The 12,348-nt window shown below is 72.6% G+C and carries 10 protein-coding genes; 8 read left to right on the forward strand and 2 right to left on the reverse strand.

From position 1 onward, the window contains the following. Window positions 1-5 precede the first annotated feature (5 nt). Window positions 6-1,517 (reverse strand): dGTP triphosphohydrolase, encoded by a 1,512-nt coding sequence (dgt, locus tag ABZV06_RS04420; RefSeq protein WP_355618556.1) that lies wholly within the window; start codon window positions 1,515-1,517, stop codon window positions 6-8. 181 nt (window positions 1,518-1,698) lie between these two features. Between dgt and ABZV06_RS04425 the strand changes: the two genes are divergently transcribed. The 3 genes from ABZV06_RS04425 to ABZV06_RS04435 all read left to right on the forward strand — a co-directional run bounded on the left by ABZV06_RS04425 (window position 1,699) and on the right by ABZV06_RS04435 (window position 5,613). Next, a complete protein-coding gene (locus ABZV06_RS04425) occupies window positions 1,699-4,155 on the forward strand; it encodes a Tex family protein (RefSeq protein WP_355618559.1) in 2,457 nt (818 codons plus the stop codon). A 78-nt stretch (window positions 4,156-4,233) separates the two neighbouring features. Further along, complete coding sequence (locus ABZV06_RS04430) at window positions 4,234-5,124, forward strand: aminoglycoside phosphotransferase family protein (protein ID WP_355618562.1); 891 nt, start codon at window positions 4,234-4,236, stop codon at window positions 5,122-5,124. A gap of 21 nt (window positions 5,125-5,145) precedes the next feature. Continuing rightward, window positions 5,146-5,613 (forward strand): hypothetical protein, encoded by a 468-nt coding sequence (locus ABZV06_RS04435; protein WP_355237933.1) that lies wholly within the window; start codon window positions 5,146-5,148, stop codon window positions 5,611-5,613. Here ABZV06_RS04435 and ABZV06_RS04440 read toward each other — a convergent pair. Beyond that, complete coding sequence (locus ABZV06_RS04440) at window positions 5,543-6,490, reverse strand: DUF389 domain-containing protein (RefSeq protein WP_355237936.1); 948 nt, start codon at window positions 6,488-6,490, stop codon at window positions 5,543-5,545. The two genes, ABZV06_RS04435 and ABZV06_RS04440, sit on opposite strands and share 71 nt — an antisense overlap. A 226-nt stretch (window positions 6,491-6,716) precedes the next feature. Between ABZV06_RS04440 and ABZV06_RS04445 the strand changes: the two genes are divergently transcribed. The 5 genes from ABZV06_RS04445 to ABZV06_RS04465 all read left to right on the forward strand — a co-directional run bounded on the left by ABZV06_RS04445 (window position 6,717) and on the right by ABZV06_RS04465 (window position 12,291). Next, window positions 6,717-7,844, forward strand: coding sequence for an aminotransferase class I/II-fold pyridoxal phosphate-dependent enzyme (locus ABZV06_RS04445; RefSeq protein ID WP_355237939.1), 1,128 nt, complete (start codon window positions 6,717-6,719; stop codon window positions 7,842-7,844). Beyond that, window positions 7,841-8,896: a GNAT family N-acetyltransferase gene (locus ABZV06_RS04450; protein WP_355237942.1), complete on the forward strand. Its 1,056-nt coding sequence runs from the start codon at window positions 7,841-7,843 to the stop codon at window positions 8,894-8,896. The genes ABZV06_RS04445 and ABZV06_RS04450 overlap by 4 nt, the downstream gene beginning before the upstream one ends. Further along, window positions 8,893-9,525, forward strand: a complete 633-nt coding sequence (locus ABZV06_RS04455; RefSeq protein WP_355618565.1) for a sugar transferase — start codon at window positions 8,893-8,895, stop codon at window positions 9,523-9,525. The genes ABZV06_RS04450 and ABZV06_RS04455 overlap by 4 nt, the downstream gene beginning before the upstream one ends. Continuing rightward, window positions 9,522-10,295 carry an N-acetyltransferase gene (locus ABZV06_RS04460; protein WP_355618568.1) on the forward strand — a complete coding sequence of 258 codons (774 nt, stop codon included), beginning with the start codon at window positions 9,522-9,524 and terminating at the stop codon, window positions 10,293-10,295. The genes ABZV06_RS04455 and ABZV06_RS04460 overlap by 4 nt, the downstream gene beginning before the upstream one ends. Window positions 10,296-10,476: 181 nt before the next feature. Then, complete coding sequence (locus tag ABZV06_RS04465) at window positions 10,477-12,291, forward strand: nucleoside-diphosphate sugar epimerase/dehydratase (protein WP_355237952.1); 1,815 nt, start codon at window positions 10,477-10,479, stop codon at window positions 12,289-12,291. Window positions 12,292-12,348: the final 57 nt, after the last annotated feature.

Here is a 12,348-nt window from a genome sequence, read left to right on the forward strand (position 1 = left end):
CGGGGTCAGAGCACGAAGGCATCGGTCCAGAGCGCGCCGGAGCGGCCGGAGAGCGCGTCCAGCATGGCGACCGCCTGGCCGTCGGTGAGCTGCGCGACGAAGTCCACGATGGCACGTCCCCGGGCGCGGCCGATCCGGTGCGGCGTACGCGGGTGCAGCTCGGCCTCGGCCAGCTCGACCAGGTCGTGCAGCCGGCGCGGCAGGCGCGACTCCTCCTCCGGGTCGAGCAGCCACTCCCACAGCGCCTCGACGAGGGTGCCCAGCAACCGGGCCTGACCACGCTGGTGCAGGGCCAGGTCGGGGCGGGCCAGCACGAACCGGTGGTGGACGAACTTGAGCACCTGCACCTCGTGCCACTGCGCGCAGCCCAGCAGCACGTACCCGGAGCGCACCGACGGCTGGTCGGTCATGGTGATCGCGTCGACGAAGCGGGTGGACCAGCGGGCCGAGAAGCGCGCCACGTACTGCTCCGCCTCGATCGAACCGTCGAACGGCATCGCGAGCAGCCCGTCCACCAGCTCCTCGCGGACGTGCTCGACGGCGGCGGCGAACGCGTCGTCGTCGGCGATCCAGGCGTCCTTGCGGTGCAGTTGCCGGCGTAGCCGCTCGATGGCCGCGCCGGGCCGGCGGGCCGAGGTGGCCAGCGCCGCGCCGGTGATCGCCCGGAAGTGCCCGCTCTCGCGCTGCCACGCCATCAGCTCGGCGGACACCGCGCCCTGCTGGAGCACACCGACGCGGTAGAAGTCCTCCACGTCGTGGATGGCGTACGCGATGTCGTCGGCGGTGTCCATGACGGACGCCTCGACGGTCTGCTGCCAGTCCGGAATACGGCCGGCGAACGGCTCCCGGGCCTGCCGCAGGTCGTCCAGCTCGGTCCGGTACGCCCCGAACTTCGACGAGCCGCTCTCCGGGTCGTCGGGCGGTGGGGTGGCGCCACGCGGCGGCGGGTCCAGGAGGCGCGGGTGGGGGTCGGGGTAGTCCAGCCTCGTCCACGGGTACTTCAGCATCGCCGCGCGGACCGCGGCGGTCAGGTCCAACCCGGTGGTGGCCGCGCCCCGGATCTCGGTGCTCGTGACGATCCGGTACGACTGCGCGTTGCCCTCGAACCCGTCGGCGAGGCCGAGGCGCTGGCGGGCCAGCCGGTCGAGCACCCGCTCCCCCAGGTGGCCGAACGGCGGGTGGCCGAGGTCGTGGGCGAGCGCGGCCGCCTCCACCACGTCGGGGTCGAGGCCACCGAGCTTGTCCAGCAGGTCGCTCCACCTGTCGTCGCCCGTCAGCCGCTCGGCGATCGCCCGGGCCACCTGGGCGACCTTGAGGCTGTGCGTGAGCCGGTTGTGCACCAGCAGCCCGGAGCCGACCGGGCTGATCACCTGGGTCACCCCGCCGAGTCGGGCGAAGAACGGCGAGCCGACGATCCGGTCCCGGTCGGCGCGGAACGGGTTGGCCGTGAGGTCGCCGAGGGCGCGGGCGCTGCCGCCGAAGAGCCGCCGGGCGCGCGACTCCGCAGGTGATTCCATGATCGCCACGCTAGCGCAGGCCCGGTGGGCTCGGTCGAGGGATGGACCCGGCGCGGGCGCGGAGGCGCGACGACGCGACGCACGACCGGCCGGGCGCGACGACGGCGGTCGGGGGCGCCCGGCAGAATGCAGGCGGTAGCCGCTTTTCGAAGGCGGATCGAGTCGAAGGCGGATCGAGATCGTGACCCAGTCTGTTCATCAGCGGATCGCCGACGAGCTCGGCGTGGCCGAGCGTCAGGTGCGGGCGGCCGTGGAGCTGCTCGACGGCGGCGCCACCGTGCCGTTCATCGCCCGCTACCGCAAGGAGGCCACCGGCCTGCTCGACGACACCCAGCTGCGCACCCTGGAGGAGCGGCTGCGCTACCTGCGGGAGCTGGACGAGCGACGGGCCGCCGTACTGGAGTCGATCCGCGGCCAGGGCAAGCTGGACGAGTCGCTGGAAGCGCAGATCATGGCCGCCGACTCGAAGTCGCGGCTGGAGGACATCTACCTGCCGTACAAGCCGAAGCGGCGGACCCGGGCGCAGATCGCCCGCGAGGCCGGCCTCGCGCCGCTGGCGGAGACGCTGCTGGCCGACCCGTCCCAGGACCCGAAGGCCATCGCCGCCGGGTTCGTCGATGCCGAGAAGGGCGTCGCCGACCTCGCCGCCGCTCTGGAGGGCGCGCGGGCGATCCTGATCGAGACCTTCGCCGAGGACGCCGACCTGATCGGCACGCTGCGCGAGCAGATGTGGTCGCGGGGCCGTCTGGTGTCCCGGGTACGCGAGGGTCAGGAGACCGCCGGCGCGAAGTTCGCGGACTACTTCGACTTCTCCGAGCCGTACCCGAAGCTGCCCTCGCACCGCATCCTCGCGATGTTCCGGGGCGAGAAGGAGGGCGTGCTCGACCTGACCATGGAGCCCGAGGAGGCCGGCGAGGCGGACGCCGTGCCGACGGGCCCGAGCCGGTACGAGGCGGTGGTCGCCGGCCGGTTCGGGGTCTCCGACGCCGGCCGCCCCGCCGACCGCTGGCTTGCCGACACGGTCCGCTGGGCGTGGCGTACGCGAATCCTCATCCACCTCGGGGCCGACCTGCGGATGCGGCTGTGGCAGGCGGCCGAGGAGGAGGCCGTGCGGGTCTTCGCGACCAACCTGCGCGACCTGCTGCTCGCCGCGCCTGCCGGTACGCGGCCGACGATGGGCCTGGACCCGGGCCTGCGGACCGGGGTGAAGGTCGCCGTGGTCGACGCCACCGGCAAGGTCCTCGCCACCGACACGATCTATCCGCACGAGCCACGCCGACAGTGGGACGCGTCGATCGAGACCCTCGCCCGGCTGGCCGGCGCGCACGACGTGGAGCTGATCGCGATCGGCAACGGCACCGCCTCCCGGGAGACCGACAAGCTGGCCGCCGACCTGATCAAGCGACACCCGCAGCTCAACCTGACGAAGGTGATGGTCTCCGAGGCCGGCGCGTCGGTCTACTCCGCCTCCGCGTACGCCTCGCAGGAGCTGCCGGGCATGGACGTGTCGCTGCGCGGGGCCGTGTCCATCGCCCGCCGCCTCCAGGACCCGCTCGCCGAGCTGGTCAAGATCGACCCGCGCTCGATCGGTGTCGGCCAGTACCAGCACGACCTGTCCGAGGTGAAGCTGTCCCGGTCGCTGGACGCGGTGGTGGAGGACTGCGTGAACGCCGTCGGGGTGGACGTCAACACGGCTTCCGCGCCGCTGCTGACCCGGGTCTCCGGGATCGGGGCCGGGCTGGCCGAGAACATCGTGCTGCACCGGGACGCCAACGGGCCGTTCCGGTCGCGGACCGAACTGAAGAAGGTGGCCCGGCTCGGGCCGAAGGCGTTCGAGCAGTGCGCCGGCTTCCTGCGTATCCCCGACGGGGACGACCCTCTGGACTCGTCGAGCGTGCACCCCGAGGCGTACCCGGTGGTGCGGCGCATCCTCGCCAGCACCGGGCAGGACCTGCGCGCGGTGATCGGCCGGAGCGCCATCCTGCGCGGGCTGCGTGCCACCGACTTCGTCGACGAACGGTTCGGCCTGCCCACCGTCACCGACATCCTCGCCGAGCTGGAGAAGCCGGGGCGCGACCCACGGCCGGAGTTCCGCACCGCCACCTTCGTCGAGGGCGTGGAGAAGATCAGCGACCTGACGCCGGGCATGGTGCTGGAGGGCGTGGTCACCAACGTGGCCGCCTTCGGCGCGTTCGTGGACGTCGGGGTGCACCAGGACGGCCTGGTACACGTGTCGGCGATGTCCCGGACGTTCGTGAAGGACCCCCGTGAGGTGGTGAAGTCCGGCGACGTGGTCAAGGTACGGGTGCTCGACGTGGACGTACCCCGAAAGCGCATCTCTCTGACCCTGCGCCTGGAGGACGAGCCGGCCGCCGGTGGTCGGACGAGTCAGGAGGGGCGCGGCGGCCCGGCGCAGCGCGGACCGCAGGCCGGTCGCGGTGGCCAGGGCGGGTCCGGCGGTGGCCAGGGCGGGTCCGGTGGCCAGGGCCGGTCCGGTGGCCAGGGCGGGTCCGGTGGCCAGGGCGGGTCCGGCGGTCGCGGCGGGCAGGGCGCACGGGGCGGGCAGCAGCGACAGGGTGCGCCGGCGCCGGCGAACGACGCGATGGCGGAGGCTCTGCGCCGCGCTGGCTTGGCCTGATCGGTTGTCGCCCACTCGCCGTGCGGGCGGGCGGAAAAGGGCGCGCGTTTCCGCCCGTTCCTGGGTGATGATCTCGCGATGCGGATGCATGCCGACCAGGTGGACGTGGGCGCGGACGTGGTTGCCGCGTTGGTGGCCGAGCAGTTTCCCCCCTGGCGAGGGTTGCCGGTCCACCCGCTCCCCTCGGCCGGCACGGTGCACGCTCTGTTCAGGCTCGGCGGGGACGTGGTGCTGCGGTTTCCGTTGCGCCCGTCCGCCGATCCGGAGCTGCGCGCGGAGCTGCGGCGGGAGCAGGAGCACGCCGTGCTGCTCGCCGCGCACCTGCCGGTCGCGGTACCCGAGCCGCTCGGCATCGGCGAGCCGGGTGCCGGGTACCCCGGGCCGTGGATGGCGCACCGCTGGATCGCCGGGGAGACGGCCCAGCCCGACCGGATCGACGATCTGGAGGTGTTCGCCCGCGACCTGGCCGCCGTCGTGGTCGCCCTGCACGGCATCGACACCGGCGGACGGGCGTGGCCGGGGTTCGGCCGGGGCGGGCCCCTGGCGGACCAGGACGACGACGTACGGGCCGCCCTCGCTGTCAGCGGCGAACTCGCCGACACCGCCGCGCTCGCCGAGGTGTGGCACCGGTGCCGGGACGTACGCCGGGACGACCCCGCCGACGTGTGGCTCCACGCCGACCTGATGCCGGGCAACCTGCTGGTGCGCGACGGCCGGTTGGTTGCCGTCATCGACCTGGGGACGGTCGGCGTGGGCGACCCGGCTGTCGACCTGATGCCGGCGTGGAACCTGCTCGACGTCAGCGCGCGCCAGACGTACCGGCGGGCGGTGGGCGTGGACGACGCCACCTGGGAGCGGGGGCGCGGGTGGGCCCTGGCACAGGCGATCAACGCGCTGCCGTACTACGTCGACACCAACCCGGTGATGGCCGACACCGCCCGGCACACCCTGCGGGCCGTGCTGGACTGAGTCGGGGCGTACCGTCGCCTCGTGGGTGAGGACGACGGCCGTGAGTGGCGGGAGCGGCAGCAGCACGCGGTGCGGGCGCACGCCGACGCGGACGCGCGGCGGCGAGCCGCCGAGCAGGCGCAGGCCGCGGAGCTGGTGGCCTGGTTCGTGGCCGAGGCCGCCCGGCGCGGGCTGCCCACCACGCGGCTGGTCGCCAGGGGTTACGACGGGCGCGGTCGCTACCGGACCGGGCTGACCGGCTGGTACGTCGACCGGGCCGAGACCCGGGCGGTGGACGTGGCCGGGCGGTTCCATCTGCTGACCGTGCCGGGCGGCCTGCGGGCCCGACTCCTCGGCGTCGACCCGCAGCCCAGTCCGCCACCGCTGGTGGTGGGTGCGGGCGGACGCGACGGTGAGTCGATCCCGTTGCGGACGCTGCTCACCCGGCTGCTCGACGGCGGGACCGACGAGCCAGGTTCCACCACCAGAGCTGCTGCACCACGAGGGTGAGCAGGCCGGCCAGGACGATCGCGCAGAGGTTGATCACCAACTGGAGGGCCGAGCCGGCGGCCTCGTCCCACACCCGGTAGGCGGCGGCGACCGCCACGTTCGCCGCGGCCGGCACGGTGGTGACCGAGATCAGCACCCCGACCAGGCTGCCCGACTTCTTCGAGGTCAGCGAGAGCATGCCGGCCACACCGGCGAGCAGGCCGACCACCCAGGACAGCGCGTCCGGTCGCCAGATGAAGTCGGTGAGCGGTCGATCGGCGAGCAGCATCCCCTTGCTGACCAGGCCCGCGGCGGTCAGCGCCCAGGTGCTCAGCACGGTCGCCACCATGGCCGCCAGGAAGCCGACCGTGAGGGCCTGCACCGAGCGGCCGATCACGTCGAGGCGGCGGCGTAGCAGCGCCACGCAGAGCGCGGCGAGGGGGCCGAACTCCGGCCCGACCACCATCGCCCCGACGATGAGGATCGGCTGGTCGAGCAGCACACCGATGCCCGCGATCATGGTGGCCACCACGATCAGCACCAGATAGGTGCCGGACAGTTCGGTCTGCTCACCGGTCTTCGCGGCGATCTCGTCCCAGACCACGGCGTCCGCGCCGCTGCCGGGCGCCCGCTCGGCCGCCCGGTCGGCCGCCGCCGAGATGGTCAGCTCGACGTCGTCGGCGGCGATCCCACCGCGCGCGTCCACCCCGAGGCGCTGAAGGCCTTCCAGGACGGTGTCGGCGCTCTCCCGGACCACGTCGCACTCGACGAGGTCGCCGCGCGGCTGCCGGGCGGCACCGGGCAGCACCACCAGGTGGGTCACGCCGGGGTCGGCGGCCAGCAGGTCGGCCACCGCCTCCGACTGGTCCGTCGGTGCGATCACCCTCAGATGCAGCACCCACAGGCTCCCTTCGCGCGTTGAGCCCACCGGTGGGCGCGGCTCGCAGCACTGTAGCCGCCGCTGACGAGGGCCCGACGTGAAGAGCCTTCCGGGATCGGGACCCCCGCGACGAGTGGAATATCCCGAAAACAGCCTCGAATAGCGGAAACGCAGGTATGGGAGCTGGACCGATGGTAAAACCGGTTTGTCAGTTTGGCCCGGCGACGGCGGGAGTCATCCGAGCATGAGCAAGGTCTACCTCTCCCCGCCCGACGTCGGCCAGCTTGAGGAGTCGTACGCGCTGGCCGCCATCCGCTCCGGGTGGGTCGCGCCGCTGGGTCCGGATGTCGACGCCTTCGAGGCCGAGCTGGCGGAGCGGATCGGCACGTCGTACGCCGTGGCCACCAGCTCCGGGACGGCCGCCCTGCACCTGGCGCTGCTGGCTGTCGGCGCCGGCCCCGGGCAGGTCGTCGTCATGCCGACCCTGACCTTCGCGGCCACCGCCAACGCCGCCGTCTACACCGGCGCCGAGCCGATCTTCGTCGACTGCGACCCGATGACCGGCAACATCGACGTGGACCTGCTCGAGGCGCTGCTCGACCGGCTCGACGCCGAGCAACGACAGGTCGCTGCGGTCGTACCGGTGGACATGTTCGGCGTCTGCGCCGACTACGACCGCCTGCTTCCGGTGTGTGCCCGTGCCGGCCATCCGGTCATCGAGGACGCCGCCGAGGCGCTCGGCGCCACCCGGTCCGGCCGGGCCGCCGGGTCGTTCGGCCGGGCCGGGGTGCTGTCCTTCAACGGCAACAAGATCATGACCACGTCCGGCGGCGGCATGCTGCTCACCGACGACGCCGAACTCGCGGCCCGCGCCCGGTACCTGGCGACCCAGGCGCGACAGCCCGTCGCGCACTACGAACACACCGACATCGGCTACAACTACCGGCTGAGCAACGTGCTCGCGGCCATCGGGAGGGCGCAGCTGTCCCGGCTGGACGGCATGATCCGCCGCCGCCACGAGCTGCGTGACCAGTACGCCAAGCTGTTCGCCGCGGTGCCGGGGGTCCGACTGCTCGGCGACGGCGATCCAGGCGCCAACTGCTGGCTGACCACCATCGTGGTGGAGCCGGAGATCTCCGGGTGGTGGCCCGGGGAGTTGGCCGCCCACCTCGCCGCTCAGGACATCGAGACGCGTCCGGTGTGGAAGCCGATGCACCTGCAACCGGTGCACGCCGGGGCGCAGGCCGTGCTCAGCGGCGCGGCGGAACGGCTCTTCGCCACCGGTCTCACCCTGCCCAGCGGCTCGGCGATGGCCGAACACGAGGGCGACCGGGTCCGCCGGGCCATCGACGAGTTCCTGAGCCGCCGGTGACCAGCGGATTCACGGTGACCGGCCCCGGCGCTCCGGCAGCCGTACTGGACGCCTCCTGCCCTGACGTCTACTTCACGGCCGGCTACGGCCGGGCGGCCGCCGGGACCGAATCGGGCAGCTGGCAGATGATCCACGAGCACGACCGGCTCATGCTGCCCCACGTACTCCGGCCGGTGAGCGACACCGACGCCGACGCCGCGAGCCCGTACGGCTACTCGGGGCTGCACGTCGACGCCGGGTGCACCACCGCGGACCTGGTCAGCTTCTGGTCCCGTGCGGTCGCACACTGGCGGGACTCCGCGGTCGTCGCGCTCTTCCTGCGCTTCTCGCCGCTGGATCCCGCCTCGGTCGAGGCGGTCCGGGGGCTCGGGTCCGTCGAGCTGACCCGCCGGGCCGACACCGTCACCGTCGACGTGTCGCAGGGGCCGGACGAGGTGTGGAGCGGCATGGAGGGCCGATCCCGCACCGCCATCCGCAAGGCCCGCAGGAGTGGTCTGACCGGCACCGTCCGTCCCGCCCGGCAGGAGGACCTGCTTCCCGGCACGCCCTTCCGCCGGCTCTACGAGTCGACAATGGTCCGACTGGGCAGCCAGCCCTGGTATCTGTTCCCGGACCGCTACTACCGGCAGCTGGCCGCCGGGCTGGACAAGGCGCTGTCCATCGCGGAGATCCGCGATGCCGACGGCGCCGTGGTGGCGGCCGCCCTCGTGCTGCGGCACCGGGACCGGGCCCACTACCACCTGGCCGGGTCCGACCCGCTCGCCGCGCGCGCCGGCGCCAACAACCTGCTGGTCTGGAGCATCCTGGAGTGGGCCACGGAGCACGGGTGCCGGCTGGTCCACCTCGGCGGCGGCGTCCGCGCCGACGACGGGCTCTTCCAGTTCAAGCGCTCGTTCGGCGGTGTCCGCACCCCGTTCTGGACGGGCTCGGCCGTCATCGCCCCGGGCCGCTACCGCGAACTGGTCGCCGCGCGGGCCAGACGGCTCGACCGCACGGCCGAGGACCTGGAGTCCAGCGGCTACTTCCCGGCGTACCGGGCAGGTGTCGCATGAGCACCGCGACACTCGACACACAACGTCGGATCAAACGGCTCATCGACGTCGTGGTGAGCCTGACCATCCTGGTCGCGCTCTCTCCGGTGCTGGCCCTGGCCGCGATCCTGATCCGCCTGCGACTCGGCGGGCCGGTCCTGTTCCGCCAGCAACGAACCGGCCAGGCGGGCCGCCCGTTCACCGTCTACAAGCTGCGCACGATGACCGACGAGCGCGACGCGCACGGCGTGCTCCTGCCGGACGGAGAACGCTGCAAGGGCATCGGTCTGCTGCTGCGGCGGGCGAGCATCGACGAGCTGCCCCAACTGGTCAACGTGCTCAAGGGTGAGCTCAGCCTGGTCGGGCCACGTCCGCTGCTGCCCCGGTACGACCCGTTCTACACGGACCGGGAGCGGCTGCGCTTCGAGGTACCCCCGGGGATCACCGGACTGGCGCAGATCCACGGACGCAACGGGCTTGCCTGGAACGAGCGTCTGGAACTCGACGTCGTCTACGTCACGAACTGGTCGCTCGGACTGGAGCTGCGGATCATCGGCCGCACCGTCCGCGCGGTCCTCACCGGTGCCGGCGTCGCGGCGGATCCGTCCGCGCAGATGCTCGACCTCGACCGGGAGCGGATGCTGACGTGACCGTCCTGGTGTCGCGGACCGGCATCACCACCGTCGACGAGCCGACCGATCCGCACCTCGACGGGATCGTGGAACTGCTCCGCCAGTCCATACCCGCCGAGTGCGCGGGTCTGACGCCGTACCACGCGGCGACCTTCGCCGCCTTCCTCGGCGCCGCCGTCGCCCCGCCCAGCGGCCTCCGCACGGTCGTGCTCCGCTGCGTCCGCGACTCCTCCCGGGTACGGGCGGTCGCCGACTGGCGGGTGATCGGCAGGCGACTCTTCCTCAACGGCATAGCGGTCGCCGCAGGGCAGCGGGGACGAGGGTGGGGCGGGCTGCTGCTCGACGACGGGTACGACCTGGCACGCCAACTCGGGTGCGCCGACCTCGCGCTGGACGTGTCGTCGAGCAACCCCCGGGCGCGCCGCCTCTACGAGCGTCGCGGCTTCACCGACGAGTCGTACGCGCAGTGGACCGAGGTACGGCTCGACGGAGTCGCCCCCGACCCCACCGTCCGTCTGCTCGACTGGCCGTCGTTCGCGGCGCACCACGCGGCGTACGGCTTCGGGGATCTTCGGATCGGGTGGGCGACCGGCACGGCGAGCGTCCGGGTCGTCGGCCCGTCCCTGCGTCTCGCCGCAGAGGCGCCCGGCCCGGGTCTCGCCGCAGCACTCGCCCAGGTCGTGCCGGCCACCCGCTGCTATCGGATCGGCCCGACAACCGAGGCCGCCATTGCCGGAGGCTTTGCCCGATTCGTCCGGATGTCGCGTCCGGTCGATCTCCGGAGCTGAACACAGCGCCCGGCGAGGCGGTACGTGAAAAAGACAAGTGATCAATAAATAGGAGGTATCACTACATAAGGCGCAAAGCCGCCGGTCAGGCGGCCGAACGATTGGGACGAGGACACACATGCCGCAGCGGCACATCGAAAGAGAACGACGCTCGGAAAGGGCCGGAGCGCGATGGGGGGCGGTGCCTCGGGCGTGCGCTCTCCTCGGCGCGGACGCCGGCGCCTGGATCGTCGGGGTTGTGCTGGCCACCTGGGCGCGTTACGAGTTCACCCTCACCACTGGCCAACTGACGCGCGCGGTGACCCTCGGCGGCATCGCGGCGGTCCTGCACGCGGGGTTGGTTCCGGTGCGGCGGCTCCGCTCGGGCCGGCACCCCGTCGGCAGCCTCCACGAGGTCCAGCACGTCGCCGGCACGGCGATCATGATCGCGAGCATCCTGACGGTGGGTCTGTTGCCGCTCGCCGAGCGACCGGTACCTGCCAGCACCCCCCTCATCGGCGGCGCCCTGGCCGTGCTGTTCATGCTCGCCGCGCGGTTCGCGTACCGGCACCGCCACGATCTCGCCATGCGCCCCGACGTCCACTCGGCGACGCCGGTGCTGCTGTTCGGCATGGGCGACGCGGGCCAGGGCCTGCTGCGGGCCATGCTCGGCGACCCGCGCGGACACTACCTGCCGGTCGGCGCGCTCGACGACGATCCGGAGAAGCGCGACCTGCGCGTTGGCGGGGTACGGGTGCTGGGCGGCCGACACGACGTCGGCACTGCCGTCCGACGCACGGGCGCCGGTGCCGTGATCTTCTCGGTCGCCAACGCCGACGCCGCCCTGATCCGTCAGATCCGCGAGGCGACCCTCGAGACGGGCGCCGCCTTCAAGGTGCTGCCGCCCGTCCGGGACCTGGTGGACCACCGGATCACCGTCACCGACGTCCGCGACGTGCAGATCAGTGACCTGCTCGGCCGCCGCCAGGTCGTCGCCGACCTGCCACTGAGCGGCAACAGCCTCACCGGCCTGCGAATCCTGATCACCGGCGCCGGCGGCTCGATCGGCTCGGAACTGTGCCGACAGGTCATGAAGGCCGACCCGGGTGAGGTGATGATGCTGGACCGCGACGAGACGGCCCTGCACAGCCTCCAGATGTCGCTGGCCGGGCGTGCCCTGCTCGACGGCCCGGAGCTGATCCTCGCCGACCTTCGCGACGACGAGGGCATCCGCCGGGTCATCCGGGAACGCCGGCCGGACGTGATCTTCCACGCGGCGGCGCTCAAGCACCTCACCCTGCTCCAGCGGCACCCCGGCGAGGCGGTCAAGACAAACGTCTGGGGCACCCTGTCGGTGCTCGACGCCTGCCGGGACGTGGCCAGGTTCGTGAACATCTCCACGGACAAGGCAGCCAATCCGATCAGCGTCCTCGGCTACTCGAAGCGGATCACCGAGCTGCTGACCGCGCACGCCGCGTCGCGGTTCCCGGGCACGTTCCTCAGTGTCCGGTTCGGCAACGTGTTGAGCAGTCGGGGTTCGGTGGTGACAGCCTTCCAACGGCAGATCGAGGCCGGCAATCCGCTGACCGTCACCCACCCGGACGTGACCCGCTATCTCATGACGGTCCAGGAAGCCGTCCATCTGGTCCTCCAGGCCACCGAGATCGGTCGGGACGGGGAGGCTCTGGTGCTGGACATGGGCGAGCCGGTGCGGATCGCCGACCTGGCCCGGCAGATGGCCGAACACGCCACCAGCAGCGTTCCGATCGTCTACACGGGCCTACGGCCCGGCGAGAAGCTGCACGAGGACCTCCTCGGGGCTGGGGAAATCGACGCCCGACCGCTGCATCCTCTGGTGTCGCATGTGACGGTGCCGGCGCTGGACCCGAGGGAGGTGCGCGGGCTCGACCCGTACGCCGAGCCGGCGAAGGTCGTCGAGCAGCTCGCACTGCTCTGCACCCAGCCGACGCTTCCGGTGGTGAACGGTCCGCTGGGCGTACCGCTGCAGTCACGCTGACGATGGCCACAGGGCCGGGTCACCGCTCGACGCGGTGACCCGGCCCTGTCGACTGTC

This window comes from Micromonospora sp. NPDC005172, from assembly GCF_040608555.1.
Taxonomy (GTDB): domain Bacteria; phylum Actinomycetota; class Actinomycetes; order Mycobacteriales; family Micromonosporaceae; genus Micromonospora.

Bases quoted from the DNA above. Each gene is read 5' to 3' on its own strand.
- ABZV06_RS04455 (WP_355618565.1), top strand. From the start codon at position 8,893: ATGAGCACCGCGACACTCGACACACAACGTCGGATCAAACGGCTCATC.
- ABZV06_RS04430 (WP_355618562.1), top strand. From the start codon at position 4,234: ATGCGGATGCATGCCGACCAGGTGGACGTGGGCGCGGACGTGGTTGCC.
- ABZV06_RS04445 (WP_355237939.1), top strand. From the start codon at position 6,717: ATGAGCAAGGTCTACCTCTCCCCGCCCGACGTCGGCCAGCTTGAGGAG.
- dgt (WP_355618556.1), bottom strand. From the start codon at position 1,517: ATGGAATCACCTGCGGAGTCGCGCGCCCGGCGGCTCTTCGGCGGCAGC.